Source organism: Pseudomonas sp. TE6288, from assembly GCF_054062095.1.
The window spans coordinates 25,947-44,597 of the sequence record NZ_JBSSEW010000025.1 but is presented as its reverse complement, the minus strand read 5'-3'; the positions used below and the strand labels follow the sequence as shown (position 1 = coordinate 44,597).

The window sequence follows — 18,651 nt, the reverse complement described above, 5'->3', positions numbered from 1 at the left end:
CGCTCCTCAGGCGCCTTGCGCGGCCAGGTACTTCATCGCAACACTCGCCCCCACCTTCACCGGCAGCGGCTTGCCCTGGTAGGTGGCGTTGCCGAGTATCACGAAGGCCTTGTAGGCTTGATCGCCGGTGTAGGGCGCCATGCTCGCCACCACCTGGTTCTCGTCGTCACTGGACCAGCGCCAGTTGGCCGCGTCGTTGTCGGCCTTGGTGTTGCCGGTCTGCAGCAACGTGGAAATCGTCACCCCGACGGTCTTCGGATCGCCCTGCACTTCGGCCACATACTGGCTGAAGGTCTGCCAGCGAGCCGCCACTGGCTTGTCGTCCTGCAGCATGTAGTTGACCAGCACGCCCACCCCGGTGCTCTGACGCGGTTGCAGGTTCTCGATGTCCTTCTCGTCCTGGTTCTTCCAGGCCTGGAAGATCGCGCCCACGCTCTGGAAGGCGACGTAGATCACCGCCCCTTCGATCAGGGTCGGCAAGGCCTTGGTCATGATCCAGTTGCCGACGCCATTGACCACCTTCATCAGTGCGCCGGGCTCGACGTTCACATCGGTGTCGATATCCACGTCGACATCGATGTCGATGTCCGTCTCGGTGTCGGTCACCACATCGATGTCCACGTCGATGTCCACGTCTACATCGACATCCACCACCGCGATGAAATCGACGTCGATATCGATGTCGATATCCACGTCCACGTCCACATCGATGTCGATGTCGATATCCACGTCCACATCGACGTCTATATCCACGTCGATGTCCACGTCGACGTTGACCGGATCGGCTGCGTCGCCCACGCCACTCCCGGCGCCGGCGGTGTCACCGGTGCTGTTGAGGCTGTCCTGGATGCGGCTGATCAGCTTGCCGGTATTCTGCGCCAGCCACTGCATGCCGTTGGCCACGGTGCCCAGCAGGTTGATCGCGGCGTCGAGGGTCATCGCCAGCTGCACGGTGAACAACGCGCCATAGGCCATGTCGTAGGCGACTGCGTACCAGGGCAACTGCGGGTTTTGGTAGGACTGGGCGATGAACTGCTGGCCGTCACAGGTACCGACAAAGGCCCAGGTAATCACTTCGGGCTTGCCTTCCCAGGTCAGGTCGCGGATGAACCCGGTGGTGTTGAAGCCGTGCTTGTCGTCGGCACCTGGGCTGGTCAGTTGGCCGTACTGGAACTGCAGCGCACTGCCGCCGCCCGTGCTGGGGCTGTAGTTGGCCTTGCCGTCGGCGATGGTCAACGTGCCCACCTGGGTGGTGGGCAGGATGAAGCCCATGGAGTTGCCGCTGGGGGGCTCGTAGCAGTAGTAGGTGCCCGGATAGGCGTACAGCTGGTTGTTGGCCCAGTAACCCAGGGCCGAGAACAGCGCGAAACTCACCCCAGGGTAGCCATTGGCGGCGAAGAAAGAGGCGGCCTTGTCGTTGAGGGCGTTGGCCGGGGTATCGCTGACCAGTTCGCAGAATTCCAGGGCGGTGGGAGTGAAGGGCTGGCTGATGAACGACTGGTAGAACGCCCAACCGGAGTTGGCCGTGGTCACATCCTGGTTGCCGACCCGCACCTGTTCCGAGTCCGGCAACAGGGCGTTGGCCACCTGCACCAGCAAGGGAAACTGGTCGCTCTGGCGCACGATCACCAGCCGCGCCAGGCTCTCGGTGAGTGGCAAGGTGGTGCTCTGGTTGGCGCCCAGCGAGCCTTGCAGGGTGTACACGGCGGTATAGTCCGCCGGATTGGTGGAAGGCGGATCGGTCGCGGGGTTCTTGTTGAGGGTGGTGTAGATGTCCAGCGCCAGGTTGGTGTTGTTGGTGATCTGGACGGGGTAGGTGGCCATCTCGATGCATCTCCCTTGCCTTCGAACAGCGCCAGGGCGCCGGGTTGAGACTCGACGGGCCAAGGAGGAAGAAAGGAGCGCGAGCGCGCAGGCGTGCAGACGGCACACGCAGCGAAATGCGGGCCGTATGCCGTCCATGGTCGGGGATCCAGACTCGTCCTGAGGCTGTCAGTCAGGGTGTCATGCACTATAGCGAGCGACCGGGAATGGCAATGGAACAGTTGGCGATATGCCAGCAGCGTTCAATTGCCAATGCGTGCCCAGGGTGGAACTGCCAGAAAAGGCGGCCCCGAGAAATAAAAACCCCCGGCCACATCCATGGTCGGGGGTCTTGGATCAGGCTGTGAACAACCCGATCAGGGTATTTCCAGGATTACTGCTGCTGAGGCAGTTTATCGATCGGGCCGCAGCCGCCGATGATCTTGGAGATGGAAACCGATGGGTGGAACAGGTAGTCGTACGAGCAGTTCTTAGGCTGGTTGTAGACCTGGCCGGTGCAGCCGGACAGCAGGGCAACGCCCGAAACGACAGCAACAGCGACAGTAGCTTTGATCAGCTTTTTCATAAAAATCCTTTAGTCCATGATCCACCATCAAACGGATGGCGCGCGGATCATACGGGAAATGGCGGTGAGAATGAAAGGCACTAGTACAGGTGCACTCGTTGACGAGGGTCAACTAACAAGTTGTTGGCACGGCAACTAAGCGAGTTGAACTACTTGCTAAAACGTTACAGGCGGGTAATTCCTTTCAGCTTCCTACAGGTTTTCATCAGACTTTCCTGATTCCCTGTAGTCCATTTCCCAAGCACACTTTTTCCCCATTCAGGCCATTGCAGCTGCTCGATCTGCGACCTAGTCTCGACCCGTCGTTGCCAACTCAACGACCGGCTTTGACAGGCCGTAGCTCAGAACGCAATGGCTGCTTCATGGCAGTTGTGCGTGGGGCACATTCGTGTGCGCCGGGAACCTGAGCCTCGGTCTGTCAACCTACGTACAGCTGCCTCCATTGGTTTGACAGCTTGTGGTGGACGCCCCAAATAGCTCAGGTTACTACCATGATAAAAATTGTCCCCGACCCTCCGCTACAAGCATCCGACTCCCCTCATACCCTCGAGGATCTGCTCGTCCAGATCGCCGAGTATCTCGTCTGCGCCTTCACCGCCGCCCAGCACGCCGCCATGATCCACACCAAGCCGCCGGGCCAGGTCATGGCCCTGACCGCCGTGCACGAAATCGACAGCGCACGCAGCTTGGTAGAAATGGCCCTGAGCCGCGTACAGGCAAGGCATTGATCGCGCCCTGAGAAAGGAGAACCGGCATGACTCAAGACAAACGCATCACCACCACCGGCATCGGCAGCTTTGGCGAAAGCGGTGAAATTGATAACGAAACTCCACTGTTCCAAGTCGTTGCGGGCCACCCAATGGACTATGCCCTGGAACAATCCACGCACTTGATAACCTGTGCCTACATTCTGAGTGATATCGCGCTGACTCAGGATCTGAAGAACGCACCTACTTTGTTAGCCGCCGCCCACTATCTCACCGGCATGGCCAAAGCACTGTCGCAAGATGTCTCCCACGCAGTAACCAACAGCCCCTCTGTGTGATGCAAAAAGCCCCGTAGCGCGAACTACGGGGCTTTCAGCAAAGAAATCGATACAGACCTTTATTGCATCAACCAACCTGCTCGAATCGCCGTCGCCTCACGAACAGGCCCACGCCCAACCCGGTGGCAAGGACCGACAGCAATCCCAGGTCCAACCCGAACAAACGGGCTTGGCTAACAATGATGCAACCGGCGAAACCAACCACCACCAGCGCCACCCCCAGCCACTTGCGCAGCGGGTAGGGCCTGAGGAACCGATCCAGCAGACCATAAAGCACCAGGGCGATGACCGCATAGGTAATTTCGGACACAGGCGCCTCCCTCAGGTCTTGATGATCAGGGTCGAAGTGGAGTGCTGCGGACCGATGCCGCCATTGACCTGCGCCTCGATGCTGACCAGCACATCGCCCGCATGGTAGGTGGGCAGGACGTCATTGGCATAGGCACGCACCCCAGCGCCCACTGGCACGCCAACATACGGCGATGCAACAGAGCTGGCGGCCGCAGCAAACGCCGAGGCGGCAAGGTTGGCGACCTTGGTGCGCTGGGCGTTGAGGGTGTCACCCTGCTGCCGGGTCAGCGGCTTGGAGATGCCGATCTTCATCACGCACGGCAGCCCTTTGGCCAGCATCCTGTCGTACGTCTCGACAACCTTGCTGTTGACCTCGTAATGGGCGCTTTTAGCTTCGCCGAAATGCAGCTCGCGCAAACGCCCGCGCTCGCTGTCGGTCAGGGTGATCTGCGAGACGTTGAAGACGATCCCGTGATTGCCCATGTATTGGAAAGTCCCTTCGAACTTCATTGCACGCATCCTTACGAAAACAAAGGTCGCGATTCTCTACGACAGGTGGTGCGGCTGCAAATCGTGGCAGGTTGCCAGCAGCGATTTTCCTGCTGCCTCCAGCCCTTTGCGCGCTCAATGCCCAGACGCCAATACCGGCTATTGACGAAGTCGTTGCAAAAAAGAGGAACAATGAAAAAAGCCCCGAGACGTTAATCTCGGGGCTTTCTCATGTATGGCGGAGAGATAGGGATTTGAACCCTAGGTACTGTTGCCAGTACAACGGATTTCGAATCCGTCCCGTTCGACCACTCCGGCATCTCTCCAATGGCGCGCATCATACCAGCGATTTCGTTTCTGGCAAACCTTTTTTGAAAAAAATTCGCGTGGTATCAGGCGCTTGCGTGAACGCGCCGCTTACAGCGGCACGCCCAGGCGCTTGGCAACTTCTTCATAGGCTTCGATCACGTCACCCAGGCCCTGGCGGAAGCGGTCCTTGTCCATCTTCTTGCGGGTCTCTTTGTCCCACAGGCGGCAGCCGTCCGGGCTGAACTCGTCACCCAGGACGATCTGGCCGTGGAACACGCCGAACTCCAGCTTGAAGTCGACCAGCAGCAGGCCTGCGTCGTCGAACAGCTTGCTCAGCACTTCGTTGACCTTCAACGACAGCTTCTTCATCTCCACCAGTTGTTCGGCGGTGCCCCAGCCGAAAGCGACAACATGGGATTCGTTGATGAAGGGGTCGCCCTTCTCGTCGTTCTTCAGGAACAGCTCGAAGGTGGACGGCTCCAGCTTGATGCCCTCCTCCACGCCCAGGCGTTTGACCAGGCTACCGGCGGCGTAGTTACGCACCACACATTCGACCGGGATCATGTCGAGCTTCTTCACCAGGCACTCGTTGTCGCCCAGCAGCTTGTCGAACTGGGTCGGCACGCCGGCTTCTTCGAGTTTCTGCATGATGAAGGCGTTGAACTTGTTGTTCACCATGCCCTTGCGGTCGAGTTGTTCGATGCGCTTGCCGTCGAACGCCGAGGTGTCGTTACGGAACAGCAGGATCAAGCGGTCGGCGTCGTCGGTCTGGTAAACCGATTTGGCCTTGCCGCGGTAGAGTTCGTCGCGTTTTTCCATGATGGGCTCCGCTTGCTTGAGTAGGTGGGCTAGGCGATTTGGCGCCAGTCGAGCCCTTGATCCTGATTCGCCACCTGGAGCCAGTCCGGATCGCACCCGAGGGCGTCGACGAAGCACTGGCGGGCCAGATGTGGCAGGTTGTTCTTGCTGCTGAGGTGGGCCAGCACCAGGTGCTGCAGGTTCTGCCAGCCCAACTCGGCCACCAGGCTCGCGGCCTGGTGGTTGTTCAAATGTCCCTGGCTGCCGCCGACCCGCAGCTTGAGAAAGCGCGGGTAATGCCCACGGGCCAGCAGGTCGCGGCAATGGTTGGCTTCGATCAGCAGGGCATCGAGCCCCTGATAGCGCTCCAACAACTGCGCGTCGTAGCTGCCCAGGTCGGTGAGCATGCCGAAGCGGCGGCGACCGTCGCTGATCACGTACTGCAACGGCTCGTAGGCATCATGCTCGACCCGTGCCGCGCTGACCTGCAGATCGCCGATCTGCACGACATCGCCGCAACCGAGAAAACCGGCCACCTCCACCGGCTTGCGCATGCCGCGCAAGGTGCCCTGGCTAAGGTAGACCGGTACATTGTAGCGCCGCGACAGCAGCCCCACCCCATGCACGTGGTCGGCATGTTCATGGGTCACCAGCACCGCGCTCAACTGCGTGGCCGACACCCCGAGCAGCGCCAGGCGCCGCTCGGTCTCGCGCAGGGAAAAGCCGCAATCGACCAGGATGACCGTGTCACCACTGGCGATGAGCGTGCCGTTTCCCTGGCTGCCGCTTCCCAGAACCGCGAAGCGCACTTAGCCCAGGTGGTCCTGGATCGCGCTCAGCACGCGGCGGGCGACATCGGCCGGGGCCACGGTGTTGATGTTCTTCTCGACGGTCACCTGGACGTTTTCACCCACCTTGCTCAGGCGTACCTGATAGCGCTCGGCGCGGGCTTCACGCTCTTCCTTGCTCGGCTCGCTGCCGAACAGGCGGCTGAAGAAGCCAGGCTCCTTCTGCTTGTCGTCAGGCTTCTCGGACAGGTTGATGTAGTACAGGCCCAGGCTGCGGTTGATGTCCTCGACGCGCCACTCGCCCTGCTCCAGGGCACGGCCGACGCCGGACCAGGCGCGGTCCAGGTCGGAACCCAGGAACAGCACCGGGTTGCCGCTGCCGTCCTCGCTCAGGCTGACCTGACTTGGGGCATCGAAGTCGCGCGCGGCCAGCAGCGAGACGGACCCGCCCTTCTCGGCGCTGCGGTTCATGCTGGCGAGCATTTCGTCGACCAGCAGAGCGTCGGTGCCGGTGTTGCTGGAGGCGGACGGGAAGTCAGGCTCGGCAGTGCTGCCGGCCGGGCGCTCAACGCTGACCACATACACCTCGGAGGTGTTGCGCTGCACGCCGGGCTCCATGCGCACCCGCACGCGGACTTCGCTGTCCGCGCTGCTGGAGGTGCTGGCCAGGCGCTGGCCGAGGGAGGCCGACAGCTCGTCGAAGCGCTGCCAGGTGGTGTTGAATTCACCGGTCTGCGGGCGCTCTTCAGCGATGCGGAAACCGTTGTCCTCGAAGAACTGGCGGGTCACCGGCCAGACTTCGGCAGGCGAACGCTGGGCCAGTACCCAACGGCTGTTGCCGCTGCGCTGCAGGCTGAAATCGCTGATGTCGGCGGTGGCCGACAGCGGCTGTGGACGGGGTACCTCGAACTCGCCGCTGGCGCGATCGTCGGCCACGTTGCGCGGGATCGGCAACAGCGGATCCAGGCGCTTGACGTTGCTGGCGTCCGGCGGCAGTTGCATCGGCGCGGTAGGCTGCGCCTGCAGATAGTCGCTGCCACGGTCGCGGAAATAGCCATCCTCGCCCCACAGCCAGCCGCACCCACTGGTGCTGGAAATGATCAGGGCGAGAGCGGAAAGACCAGCCAGTCGCTTCATGCGGTGTACTTCCTCGATTAAACCAGTACGCCGGACTGGCGCAAGGCAGTACGGACTTTTTCGTGACAGCCTTCGCTCAGCCAGGTCAGCGGCAGGCGGATACCTTGTTGCATCAGGCCCATTTCAACCAGCGCCCATTTCACCGGGATCGGGTTGGCTTCGCAGAACAGGTCCTTGTGCAGCGGCATGAGTTTTTCGTTGATTGCGCGGGCCTTCTCGGCATTGCCCTCAAGGGCGGCCTCGCACAGGTCGGCCATTTCGCGCGGGGCGACGTTGGCGGTGACGGAGATGTTGCCCTTGCCGCCCATCAGGATCAGTTCGACGGCGGTCGGATCGTCGCCGGACAGGACGATGAAGTCCTTGTCGACGCCGTCCAGGATGGCCTTGGCACGGACCAGGTCGCCGGTGGCTTCCTTGATACCGATGATGTTCTTGACCTTCGACAGGCGGATCACGGTGTCGGCCTGCATGTCGCAGGAGGTGCGGCCGGGTACGTTGTACAGGATCTGCGGGATGTCGACGGCTTCGGCGATGTGCTTGAAGTGCTGGTACAGGCCTTCCTGGGTCGGCTTGTTGTAGTAAGGCACGACGAGCAGGCAGGCGTCGGCGCCGGCATTCTTGGCATTCTGGGTCAGGTGCACGGCTTCGGCAGTGGAGTTGGCACCGGTACCGGCAATTACCGGGATCCGCTTCTTGCTGTGCTTGACCCGCTCGACCACGTGCTTGATGACCAGGATGTGCTCTTCGACGTCCAGCGTGGCGGATTCACCGGTGGTACCGACAGCTACGATCGCGTGAGTGCCATTTTCCAGGTGGAAGTCTACAAGTTTGTCGAGGCTGCCCCAGTCCAGACGCCCTTGTGCATCCATGGGTGTGACCAACGCCACCATACTGCCCGCAATCATGTAATTGCTCCTGCCGGAAAAAGAGAGCGGTAATGGTACTGGCGCCATCGGCCTTGCACAAGCGAAGCAGGCGGGCGGAGCATTCCCCTTCGCGCCGCTTTTCGCTACCCTTGATCCTTTGATCGGTACAGCGCGGCCCGCCGGGCCGTCGACAGTGCTCCTCGCCTGCGTCCACAGCCGCCCAAACCGGCCGGGGCCCTGCTGGAAAAGGAGGCTTGCCCCCGTCCTGTACCGACCGCTCATCGCTTTAGGAATGCTGCATGTCCACCCCCACCGTTCGCGAACAATTCCTCGTCATCAGCGCCCTGGGCCCCAACCCCATGGAGCTGGCCAACGTCCTCAGCCGCGCGGCCTTCGACAATCGCTGCGCGGTGGTCACCTCGCGCCTGTCGCGCCACGGCGAAACCAGCGCCCTGGTGCTGCAGGTCGGCGGCAGCTGGGATGCCCTGGCCCGCCTCGAGGCCACCCTGCCAGGCCTGGGCAAGAAGCACGGGCTGACGCTGGACGTGGTCCGCAGCGCCGACCAGGAAGTGCGCCCGCAGGCCCTGCCCTACGTGGCCTATGTCAGCGCCGCCTATCGCCCGGACATCATCAACGAGCTGTGCCAGTTCTTCCTCGACCACCGCGTCGAGCTCGAAGCCATGACCTGCGACACCTACCTCGCCCCGCAGACCGGCAGCAGCATGCTCAACGCCCAGTTCACCGTGATCCTGCCAGCCGGCACCCAGATCAGCTGGCTGCGCGACCAGTTCCTCGACTTCGCCGACGCCCTCAACCTGGACGCGCTGATCGAACCGTGGCGTCCACAGAACCCTGTCTAAGGAAGCTCCCATGGCCGTAGCAATCGACCAACCCGTCGCCGATTTCCAGGTGCAGGCCACCAGCGGCCAGAGCGTCAGCCTGGCTGAACTGAAAGGCCAGCAAGTGGTGCTGTACTTCTACCCCAAGGACAGCACCCCGGGGTGCACCACCGAAGGCCAGGGTTTCCGCGACCAGCACGCGGCGTTCCAGGCCGCCAACACCGTGGTGTTCGGCGTATCGCGCGATGGCATCAAGTCCCATGAGAACTTCAAGGCCAAGCAGGCCTTTCCCTTCGAGCTGATCAGCGACAAGGACGAGGCCCTGTGCCAGCTGTTCGACGTGATCAAGCTGAAGAAGCTGTATGGCAAGGAATACCTGGGCGTGGACCGCAGCACCTTCCTGATCGACAAGGACGGTGTGCTGCGCCAGGAATGGCGTGGGGTGAAGGTGCCCGGGCATGTGGATGCGGTACTGGCTGCGGCCGAGGCCTTGAACAAGGCTTAAGGACGCATGGGGCTGCTGCGCAGCCCTTCGCCGCGGTTCGTCGCCACGACAAGCCGGCTCCCACAGGTAAAGCGATCCATGTGGAAGCCGGCTTGTCGTGGCGACGAACCGCGGCGAAAGGGCCGCAAAGCGGCCCCAGCAATTACAGCATCGGCGCCACAGACGTTTCCTGCCTCGGCCAGGCATCCAGCACCGCCTTGAACAGCGTCGCCAGCGGGATCGCGAAGAAGATCCCCCAGAACCCCCACAGCCCGCCGAACAGCAGCACCGCGCAGATGATCGCCACCGGGTGCAGGCTCACCGCCTCGGAGAACAGCAACGGTACCAGCACGTTGCCATCGAGCGCCTGGATGATCGCGTACACCGCCATCAGGTAGATGAACTGGTCGCCCCAGCCCCACTGGAACAGCGCGATCAGGGTCACCGGCACCGTCACCACCACCGCGCCGACATACGGCACCACCACCGACAGCCCCACCAGCAGCGCCAGCAAGGCGGCATAGTTGAGGCCCAGGCTGATGAAGGCAATATAGGTGGCAATCCCGCAGATCAGGATCTCGATGCCCTTGCCACGGATATAGTTGGCGATCTGCCGGTTCATCTCGTCACCCACCCGGTTGAGCAACGTGCGCTCACGCGGCAGGTAGCCACTGACCCAGCGCCCGATCAGCTCGCGATCCTTGAGGAAGAAGAACACCAGGATCGGCACCAGCACCAGGTAGATCATGGCATTGACCAGCAGCGGCAGGCTCGACAAGGAGAAGGTCAATGCCCATTGGCCGAACTTGCCGATTTCGCCGCGCACCGACTCGATGGCGCGCAGCACTTGCTCATCCGACACCAGGTGCGGGTAGCGCTCGGGCAACAGCAGCAACAGCGACTGCCACTTGCCGAGCATGCCGGGCAGCTCGTTGAACAAGGTGATCAGCTGATGCCAGAGCAGCGGCACCAGCACCAGCATGAACACCGCCAGCGCGCCCATGAACAGCGCGAACACCAGCCAGACGGCCAGCCGTGTGGGTACCCTCAGGCGCTCCAGGGCATTGACCAGCCCCTGCATGAGAAACGCCAGGACCATGCCCGCCAGCACCGGCGCGAGCATGCCGCCCAGGGTCAGCACCACGGTGAAGGCCAGGAACAGCAGGACCGCCAGCACCACTGCCTCCTCGTCGGAGAAGTAGCGCTGCATCCAGTCGCGAAGCACTTTGAACATTGACGATCCTAGGTTCTGTACGAAAAGCCTTGAGACGCAGGTCAGGCAAGGCGAAAACAGCCGAGGAAGCGGAGTGTACTAGAGTACATGAGCATTCCGAGGCTGTTTTCAACGCAGCATGAACAAGTATCAAGGCTTTTCGTATAGAGCCTAATGAAGGGAATCAGGCCTTGCGCAGCCAGTAGGTGTAGACCCCGGCCTCGGCCGTTTCATGCAGCAGCGTATGACCGGCCAATTGGGCGAACGTGCGGAAGTCGCGTTGCGAGCCGGCATCGGTGGCGAGCACCTTGAGCACCGCGCCGCTGGCCAGGCGATTGAGCTCCATCTTCGCCTTGAGCAGCGGCAATGGACAGTTGAGACCGCTGGCATCGAGCTCGGCGTCACAAGTCGGGGTGTCACTCATCGGGCAGCGCTCCAGGACCGCATGGGGAAGGCCGCTAGGATACCGCCACTGGTCGGCATCGCGCGACCCGGCTACAGTAAGGCTTTTGACCGACGCGAGCTTCTGCATGAATCTACTGCGCCCCACCCTGTTGACGCTGGCCTGCCTGCTGGCCCTGCCCGGCCACGCCGACGACCTGCCGTCACTGGGCGACGCCAGCTCCGCGATCGTCTCGCCACAACAGGAACACCAGCTCGGCCGCGCCTGGCTGAGCCTGTTGCGCGGCCAGGTGAACCAGCTCAACGACCCACAGCTCAAGGACTTCGTCGAGACCAGCGTGTACAAGCTGGCCGAGACCAGCCAACTGCAGGACCGGCGCCTGGAGTTCATCCTTATCGACAGCAAGGAACTCAACGCCTTTGCCGCACCCGGTGGCATCGTCGGGGTCAACGGCGGCCTGTTCCTCAATGCCCAGACCGAAGGCGAGTACGCCTCGGTATTGGCCCACGAACTGGCGCACTTGTCGCAACGCCACTTCGCCCGCGGCGTCGAGGCCCAGCAACGCATGCAACTGCCGATGATGGCGGCCTTGCTGGCCGGTATCGTGCTGGCGGCGGGCGGCGGCGGCGATGCCGGCATTGGCGTGATCGCCGGCACACAGGCCGCGGCAATCCAGGAGCAGCGGCGCTTTTCCCGGCAGAACGAACAGGAAGCCGACCGTTTCGGCATCCTCAACCTGGAAAAGGCCGGCTACGATCCGCGCAACATGCCCAGCATGTTCGAGCGCCTGGCCCGCCAGTACCGCTACGATGCCAAGCCGCCGGAATTCCTGCTGACCCACCCGGTTACCGAATCGCGTATCGCCGACACCCGCAACCGCGCCGAACAGGCGCCCAAGGGCGGCGTGGAAGATAGCCTGCGCTACCAGTTGATCCGCGCCCGCGTGCAGCTCACCTACGAAGGCACGCCGGGCATGGCCGCCAAGCGTTTCCGCGCCCAGCTCGACGAAACCCCGAACATGGATGCCGCCCGCTACGGCCTGGCCCTGGCGCAGATCAAGGGCGGCCAGCTCAACGAAGCGCGGGAGAACCTCAAGCCGCTGCTGGCCAAGGCGCCCAACGACATCACCTACAACCTGGCGCAGATCGACCTGGACATCACCAACAACCGCCTGGCCGACGCCCAGCAGCGCGCCCAGCGCATGCAGGCGCTGTACCCGGGCAACTACCCGTTGAAACAGGTGCGCGCCGACCTGCTGGTCAAGCAGAACAAGCCGGCCGAAGCGGAAAAGGTGCTGGATGACCTGGTCAAGAACCGTCCGGACGATCCGGACGTGTGGTACGACGTGGCCGAAGTGCGCGGGCTGTCGGGCAACACTATCGGCCTGCACCGCGCGCGCGCCGAATACTTCACCCTGGTCGGCGACTTCGACCAGGCGATCCAGCAGCTCGACTACGCCAAGCGCCGCTCGGGCAGCAACTTCCCGCTGGCTTCACAGATCGACCAGCGCCAGCGCGAGATCATGGAGCAGCAGCGCATGGTCAAGGAGATGATGGGGCGCTGATACACAGCCAGAAACCATCGCGGCGACCCGACTTGCCCCGCGATGGTTTGTGCAACCGGTCAGGCGTTACCGGACAACTTCAACCGCGCCGCCTGGGTGAAGTCGAGCATGCGGTTCAACGGCTTGATCGCCTTGGGGATCAGCGCCGGCTCGACGAAGATCTCGTTGCTGCCATTGCGCAGACAGTCCAGCACCCGCTCCAGGGTGTTCATGGCCATCCACGGGCAGTGCGCGCAACTGCGGCAGGCCGCGCCGTTGCCAGCGGTCGGCGCCTCGACGAATTCCTTGTCCGGGCACAGCTGCTGCATCTTGTAGAAGATGCCGCGGTCGGTGGCGACGATGAAGGTCTTGTTCGGCAGGGTCTGCGCCGCCTTGATCAGCTGGCTGGTGGAACCTACCGCGTCGGCCAGCTCGATCACCGCTTCCGGCGACTCCGGGTGCACCAGGATCGCGGCGTCCGGGTACAGCGCCTTCATGTCGGCCAGCTGGCGCGACTTGAACTCTTCATGAACGATGCAGGCGCCATCCCACAGCAGCATGTCGGCACCAGTCTGCTTCTGGATGTAACGACCCAGGTGCTGGTCCGGGCCCCAGATGATGGTCTCGCCGTTGTCCATCAGGCTTTCGACGATTTCCAGCGCGCAGCTGGAGGTCACCACCCAGTCGGCGCGGGCTTTCACTGCTGCGGAAGTATTGGCGTAGACCACCACGGTGCGCTCGGGATGCTGGTCGCAGAAATCCGAGAATTCCTTGACCGGGCACCCCAGGTCGAGGGAACAGGTCGCTTCCAGGGTCGGCATCAGCACGCGTTTTTCCGGGGTGAGGATCTTCGCCGTCTCGCCCATGAAGCGCACCCCCGCCACCACCACGGTCTCGGCGGGGTGATTCTTGCCGAAGCGCGCCATTTCCAGCGAGTCGGACACGCAGCCGCCGGTTTCCTCGGCCAGGGCCTGGATCACCGGGTCGCAATAGTAGTGGGCCACCAGCACGGCGTTCTGCTTCTTCAGCTCGGCGGCGATGGCCGCACGGTATTCGGCCTCCTGCGCGGGCGTCAGCGGGTTGGGCTGCTTGGCATCGAGGTGCGCCTGGACCAACAGGCGTTCGGAAATCTGGGTCATGATCGCTGGACCTGCAGGGCGCTTGAGCGCGTCAGTCGAGTGTATCACCCGGCCCTGGCAGATCGGCTAGCGGTGCCGGACGGCCAGCGTCTCGGCCCCTCTGCGGGCGCGGATTATTATCGGACGCGAAGGCTACAGGCAATCGGAAGGATGCAAAAGGGGTTTTTGCAGCCCTCCGTCGCGGAGCAAGTCGGGTCGCCGCATCGCCGCTCCCACGATGATGGGAGCGGGTCTGCCCGAGGGCTCAGCCCTGCGGCTGCAGCGCCGCCAGGTGGCCGCTGATCAGCATGGCGAACTCTTCGACGGTCATCTTCTTGCCGTTGAAGTCGACCATGCCATCGGCGTACTGCAGGCTCGATACCACATCGGTGCCCTCTACCGTGGCCATGCCGCTCTGCAGCGCCATCATGCCGAGCATCTCGCCAGCCTGGCTGGACTGCTGGGCAATGGCCTGGGCGTCGGTCTCGCCGTCGAGCAGCGCCTGCAACGTGGCCAGGTCACCGACCATCGGCTTGGAGACACTGAGCTTGGCCTTCAGCTGGGTCAGCAGCTGCTTGCCCAGTTGGTCAGGCGGCAGGTCGAACGAACTCGGGCTGGCGAAGTCCATCGCCAGGTTGAAGTGGCTCTCGCCATTGGCGGTCTTGAACGCCAGCTTCTCCACCGCGACCTGCGGCTTGGCCACCAGCAGCTTCTGCAACTCGCCCTGGACCTTGGCCTGCTCCTCGGGGGTCATGTCCAACGTCGGCGCCTCGCCCTCGGCGGCTGCCTGCTGCATCTGCGGCAGCTGGGTCTGGTACCACTCCATCAGCGCCTGCATGGCCGCGATGTCGATGGACTTCATGGTCAGGACCATTTCCGCGCTGCCGACCTTGCGCCCGGCATAGCTGATGTCGGCAACCTTGTATTCCAGGCGTCCGGCCAGCTTGTCCTTGGCCTCGCCCTCGGCGTTGTACAGGTTGTTCTGCTGCAGGCCCTTGAGCACCAGCACTTCCTGCTTCGGCCCGAAGGTCACCTGGGTGTCGGCCAGGGCCAGGTCGAAGTTGCCGACATAGACCATGTCGTGAGCGGTTTCGTGGAGCTTGCCGCCGGCCTTGAAGCCGTTGAGCAGGATCTTCACCGGCGCGTGTTGCTCATCGACGAAGTTCAACTCCAGGTGCTCGGCATTGCCGTGGATCTCCACCGCCTTGCCGTCGCGGTCACCACGCAGTTGCAGCTGCAGGCCGGAGAAGTCCAGGACGTTGCCGCCGTCCTCCTTGAGCGTCACCGGCGCCAGGCGGATATCGCTGTCGACGCTGCCGTTGTAGCCGAGGCTGACCTGGGCGGTGACCGGTGCCTTGTCGCCGGCGGCGGTGAACCAGCCTGCGGTGAAGTCATCCTTGTCCAAAGCACTGTTGCTGGTGGCCATGACCGGCATCAGCTTGAACGCCTTGACCCGCGACCAAGGGAACGGGCCGTGCTCGATCTGGTCGGTCACGCCGACCTGGAAGTTCAGCGCCTCGGCCTCGCCGAGCTGCACGTTCTCGGCCTTCAGGCGGTAGTGCGCGGTGCTGGTGAAGAAGTGCTGGTCCAGCGAGACCAGCTCGATGGTCATGCTGCCGCCGTTACCGACCAGGGCTTTCTTCAGCTCTTCGTTGCCGCGGGCAACGGAGCGTTCCAGCTCCGCGGGCAGTTGCTTGCCGGTGTACCAGGCGCCAGCGGTGGTTGCGACGGCGATGGCGACCGCCAGGCCGGAAAGGATGCCTACTGATTTCTTCATGAATAGAACCGATTGCTGTCCATAGGAAGGGCGATTGGGCGGACCACGGAAACGAGGGCACGCGGGGTGGCAAGAATACCATCGGCACCCGGCCGGCGCGGTAATGCTTGCGGTATTTCGTTTATCGACACCCCAAGGGCAGCCTGCCTTGGCCAACAGCAATGTCAATTTTTACGAACATCAAAATCGACTTACGATCCGCTCAATCGGCCAATAACAGTGCATAACGGCCAAAAAAACCGATTCACCTTCCATCCAACTGACTACCCGTCATGTTTAACTTGACACTCAAACGACCATCGTTGTTTATTTCGCGCACCCTGCAGCTCCAACATAAAAGGTGAACAACATGGAGCCCATCCGCTCGACCTTGTCGTGCCCGTCACTCGCCGTGCCCGTTGTTTCGACACAGGAGCAGCGCCCGCATGCAGCCTGACCACAGCGCTTCCGGCGATGCCCAGTTCCGCAAGTCCCTGCGCCTCTGGCACGTGGTGATCATCGGCCTGGCCTACCTCACCCCGATGACCGTGTTCGATACCTTCGGCATCGTCTCCGGGATCACTGCCGGGCACGTGCCCAGCGCCTACATCCTGGCCCTGGCCGGCATCCTGTTCACCGCCGTGAGCTACGGCACCCTGGTGCGGCGCTTCCCGCAGTCGGGCTCGGCGTACACCTACACCCAGCGCGCCATCAACCCGCACGTGGGCTTCCTGGTCGGCTGGTCGTCGCTACTGGACTACCTGCTGCTGCCCATGGTCAATGCGCTGCTGGCCAAGCTCTACCTGTCGGCAATGTTCCCCGAAGTGCCGGCCTGGGTGTGGGTGGTCGGCTTCGTCACCCTGATCAGCCTGATCAACATGCGCAGCATCAACCTGGTGGCGCACTTCAACCTGCTGTTCGTCGCCGTGCAGGTGGCGATCATCTCGGTGTTCATCTACCTCTGCTGGCGCGGCCTGGGCCATGGCGAAGGCCTGGGCACGGCCTGGAGCCTGGTACCGTTCGCCGACGACCAGACCCAGTTCGCCGCCCTGGCCGCTGGCGCGACCATCCTGTGCTTCTCGTTCCTGGGCTTCGATGCAGTGACCTGCCTGTCGGAGGAAACCCGCGACCCGGGCAAGACCATCCCCCGGGCGATCTTCCTCACGGCGCTGATCGGCGGCGTGGTGTTCATCGGCGTGTCCTACTTCATCCAGGCCTACTTCCCGACCATGCAGCGCTTCCACGACCAGGAAGCGGCCCTGCCGGAAATCGCCCTGTACGTCGGCGGCAAGCTGTTCCAGTCGGTGTTCATCGCCTGCACGGTGATCAACACCATCGCCTCGGGCCTGGCCTCGCAGACCAGCGTGTCGCGCCTGCTGTACGTGATGGGCCGCGACAACGTGATCCCGGCCGGGGTGTTCGCCCGCCTGCACCCGCGCTACAAGACCCCGGTGCTGAACATCGCCGTGGTCGGCCTGATTTCGCTGTCGGCGATCTTCTTCGACCTGGTCACCGCCACTTCGGTGATCAACTTCGGCGCGCTGGTGGCGTTCAGTTTCGTCAACCTCTCGGTGATCAACCACTGCTATATCCGTGAGAGACAGAACAAGGGACTGACGAACAACCTCAAGTATCTGGTGGCGCCGACGATAGGCTTCTGCATCATCGTCTCGCTGTGGCTGGACCTGAACGAACACTCCTTGCTGTTCGGCGGAGTCTGGGCCCTGCTTGGCATGCTCTACCTGGCCTGGCTGACCAAAGCCTTCAGGGTTGCGCCACCGAACTGCATCGCCGAATGACCCCACCGACGCCCGCCTGACCGCGGGCGTTGTGTTTGCCCGAGAAGGAAAAGCCCATGTCGCAGCGCCGTCTCTCCATCCAGTGGAAGATCACCCTGCTCGCCGGCCTGTGCCTGCTGGCCATCGTCGCCCTGCTGGTGGCCACCTCGCTCACCCAGGCCCGGCGCAGCGCCGAGCAGGTATTCCAGGCCAACACCGAACTGCTCGACCACAGTGCCCGCCTGCGCCTGCAGGCCCACGGCGAAACCCAGGCCTTGCGCATCCAGCGCTACTTCATGGACGCCTACCAGTACGGCAACGGTTTCGCCCGCCTGGTGCAGGCGCTCAAGGCCCGTGGCGGCGCCGACCTGCGCGATGAGCTCAGCCGCGAAGCCCGTGCCGCACTGGCCGGCAATGCCGACCTGATCGGCCTGTACCTGGTGTTCCAACCCAACGCCCTGGACCAGCAGGACGCGCGCTTCGTCGGCCAGGCCGACAACGGCAGCAACGACAGCGGGCGTTTTTCGCTGTACTGGTCGCAGCCCGGCACTGGCACCCTCGAAGCGGAGGCCATGCCCGAGTCGATGCTCGCCGATACCAGCATCGGCGCCAACGGTTCGCCCTACAACCGCTGGCTGACCTGCCCGCTGGAAACCGCCAAGGCGTGCGTGCTAGACCCGTATTTCGACGAGGTCAACGGTCATCAGGTACTGATGACCAGCATTGCTCTGCCGCTGCAGGAAAACGGCAAGGTGGTGGGCGTGGTCGGCCTGGACATCGGCCTGGACAACCTGCAGCAATTGAGCCTGGCCGGCCGCCAGGAGCTGTTCGACGGCCAGGGCCAGGTCAGCATCGTCAGCCCTGCGGGCCTGCTCGCCGGCCACAGTCAGGATGCCGGCCAGTTGAGCAAGACCGTGCAGCAGGCCTTCGGTGCCAGCGCGGCGGCCCTGGCCGCACCACTGCGCGCCGGCCAGGCCGTCGAGCGCCTGGACCAAGGCACCATGCGTATTTCCCGACCCTTTGCGCCAATTCCCGGGGCGGCACCGTGGCAGGTGCTGCTCGAACTGCCCGAGCAGGTACTGCAAGCCCCCGCCGTCACCCTCAACCAGCGCCTGGACAGCCAGAACCAGCAGGCCAACCTCGTCAGCCTGCTGGTCGGCCTGGGCGCCGCCGTGCTGGGGCTGCTGCTGGTGTGGCTGACCGCCCGCGGCGTGACCCGGCCAATCCTGGCCGTGGCCGCCCGCCTGGAGGACATCGCCAGCGGTGAAGGCGACCTGACGCGGCGCCTGGACTACGCCCGCGACGACGAACTGGGCCAGCTCACCGGTTGGTTCAACCGCTTCCTCGACAAGCTGCAACCGGTGATCGCCCAGCTCAAGGGTTCGCTGCAGGAAGCCCGCGGCAC

At 63.1% G+C, this 18,651-nt stretch carries 18 protein-coding genes, 1 tRNA gene and 1 pseudogene; 7 read left to right on the top strand and 13 right to left on the bottom strand.

What is annotated here, in order from left to right; genetic code table 11:
* Nucleotides 1-6: 6 nt before the first annotated feature.
* Both ACVWY1_RS22735 and ACVWY1_RS22730 read right to left on the bottom strand, forming a co-directional pair.
* On the bottom strand, nt 7-1,824 hold the full coding sequence (locus tag ACVWY1_RS22735) for a hypothetical protein (protein ID WP_198754985.1): 1,818 nt from the start codon (nt 1,822-1,824) through the stop codon (nt 7-9).
* Nucleotides 1,825-2,197: 373 nt separating this feature from the next.
* Nucleotides 2,198-2,389, bottom strand: a complete 192-nt coding sequence (locus tag ACVWY1_RS22730; protein WP_023630554.1) for a DUF4223 family protein — start codon at nt 2,387-2,389, stop codon at nt 2,198-2,200.
* Between the two features lie 491 nt (nt 2,390-2,880).
* Here ACVWY1_RS22730 and ACVWY1_RS22725 point away from each other — a divergent pair, with 491 nt between their 5' ends.
* A complete protein-coding gene (locus ACVWY1_RS22725; RefSeq protein WP_102681693.1) occupies nt 2,881-3,117 on the top strand; it encodes a hypothetical protein in 237 nt (78 codons plus the stop codon).
* A gap of 26 nt (nt 3,118-3,143) precedes the next feature.
* Nucleotides 3,144-3,434, top strand: coding sequence for a DUF3077 domain-containing protein (locus tag ACVWY1_RS22720; protein WP_457378787.1), 291 nt, complete (start codon nt 3,144-3,146; stop codon nt 3,432-3,434).
* A gap of 67 nt (nt 3,435-3,501) precedes the next feature.
* On the opposite strand, the gene ACVWY1_RS22715 is transcribed toward ACVWY1_RS22720, so the two are convergent.
* The 7 genes from ACVWY1_RS22715 to dapA all read right to left on the bottom strand — a co-directional run bounded on the left by ACVWY1_RS22715 (nt 3,502) and on the right by dapA (nt 8,151).
* Nucleotides 3,502-3,744 carry a hypothetical protein gene (locus tag ACVWY1_RS22715; RefSeq protein WP_102681691.1) on the bottom strand — a complete coding sequence of 81 codons (243 nt, stop codon included), beginning with the start codon at nt 3,742-3,744 and terminating at the stop codon, nt 3,502-3,504.
* A gap of 11 nt (nt 3,745-3,755) precedes the next feature.
* On the bottom strand, nt 3,756-4,235 hold the full coding sequence (locus tag ACVWY1_RS22710) for a hypothetical protein (RefSeq protein WP_028692998.1): 480 nt from the start codon (nt 4,233-4,235) through the stop codon (nt 3,756-3,758).
* Nucleotides 4,236-4,450: 215 nt separating this feature from the next.
* Nucleotides 4,451-4,540 (bottom strand) — tRNA-Ser (locus tag ACVWY1_RS22705).
* Nucleotides 4,541-4,631: 91 nt separating this feature from the next.
* Nucleotides 4,632-5,342 carry a phosphoribosylaminoimidazolesuccinocarboxamide synthase gene (gene purC, locus ACVWY1_RS22700; RefSeq protein ID WP_016392503.1) on the bottom strand — a complete coding sequence of 237 codons (711 nt, stop codon included), beginning with the start codon at nt 5,340-5,342 and terminating at the stop codon, nt 4,632-4,634.
* 29 nt (nt 5,343-5,371) lie between these two features.
* Nucleotides 5,372-6,130 (bottom strand): MBL fold metallo-hydrolase, encoded by a 759-nt coding sequence (locus ACVWY1_RS22695; RefSeq protein ID WP_046856745.1) that lies wholly within the window; start codon nt 6,128-6,130, stop codon nt 5,372-5,374.
* Nucleotides 6,131-7,246 carry an outer membrane protein assembly factor BamC gene (gene bamC / locus ACVWY1_RS22690; RefSeq protein WP_102681689.1) on the bottom strand — a complete coding sequence of 372 codons (1,116 nt, stop codon included), beginning with the start codon at nt 7,244-7,246 and terminating at the stop codon, nt 6,131-6,133.
* Nucleotides 7,247-7,263: 17 nt separating this feature from the next.
* The gene (dapA, locus tag ACVWY1_RS22685; protein WP_457378786.1) at nt 7,264-8,151 is read right to left on the bottom strand and encodes a 4-hydroxy-tetrahydrodipicolinate synthase; all 888 of its coding nucleotides are present in this window, start codon (nt 8,149-8,151) and stop codon (nt 7,264-7,266) included.
* Nucleotides 8,152-8,411: 260 nt separating this feature from the next.
* On the opposite strand from dapA, the gene ACVWY1_RS22680 reads away from it, so the two are divergent.
* Nucleotides 8,412-8,972, top strand: a complete 561-nt coding sequence (locus ACVWY1_RS22680; RefSeq protein WP_038705592.1) for a glycine cleavage system protein R — start codon at nt 8,412-8,414, stop codon at nt 8,970-8,972.
* Between the two features lie 10 nt (nt 8,973-8,982).
* A complete protein-coding gene (locus tag ACVWY1_RS22675) occupies nt 8,983-9,456 on the top strand; it encodes a peroxiredoxin (RefSeq protein WP_102681687.1) in 474 nt (157 codons plus the stop codon).
* A gap of 142 nt (nt 9,457-9,598) precedes the next feature.
* On the opposite strand, the gene ACVWY1_RS22670 is transcribed toward ACVWY1_RS22675, so the two are convergent.
* Complete coding sequence (locus tag ACVWY1_RS22670) at nt 9,599-10,669, bottom strand: AI-2E family transporter (RefSeq protein ID WP_102681686.1); 1,071 nt, start codon at nt 10,667-10,669, stop codon at nt 9,599-9,601.
* 163 nt (nt 10,670-10,832) lie between these two features.
* A complete protein-coding gene (locus ACVWY1_RS22665; protein ID WP_023630920.1) occupies nt 10,833-11,072 on the bottom strand; it encodes a sulfurtransferase TusA family protein in 240 nt (79 codons plus the stop codon).
* Nucleotides 11,073-11,178: 106 nt separating this feature from the next.
* Here ACVWY1_RS22665 and ACVWY1_RS22660 point away from each other — a divergent pair, with 106 nt between their 5' ends.
* Entirely contained in the window at nt 11,179-12,615 is a 1,437-nt protein-coding gene (locus ACVWY1_RS22660; protein ID WP_046856749.1) for a M48 family metalloprotease, read from the top strand.
* Between the two features lie 59 nt (nt 12,616-12,674).
* Here the strand turns inward: ACVWY1_RS22660 and nadA are convergent, their stop codons facing one another.
* Together nadA and ACVWY1_RS22650 are read right to left on the bottom strand one after the other, a co-directional pair.
* A complete protein-coding gene (gene nadA / locus ACVWY1_RS22655; RefSeq protein WP_102681685.1) occupies nt 12,675-13,733 on the bottom strand; it encodes a quinolinate synthase NadA in 1,059 nt (352 codons plus the stop codon).
* Between the two features lie 244 nt (nt 13,734-13,977).
* On the bottom strand, nt 13,978-15,489 hold the full coding sequence (locus ACVWY1_RS22650; protein WP_457378785.1) for a YdgA family protein: 1,512 nt from the start codon (nt 15,487-15,489) through the stop codon (nt 13,978-13,980).
* 425 nt (nt 15,490-15,914) lie between these two features.
* Between ACVWY1_RS22650 and ACVWY1_RS22645 the strand changes: the two genes are divergently transcribed.
* Nucleotides 15,915-17,267, top strand: coding sequence for an APC family permease (locus ACVWY1_RS22645; protein ID WP_457378784.1), 1,353 nt, complete (start codon nt 15,915-15,917; stop codon nt 17,265-17,267).
* 56 nt (nt 17,268-17,323) lie between these two features.
* A pseudogene (locus ACVWY1_RS22640) lies at nt 17,324-18,592 on the top strand (PDC sensor domain-containing protein); the annotation flags it as partial.
* Nucleotides 18,593-18,651: the final 59 nt, after the last annotated feature.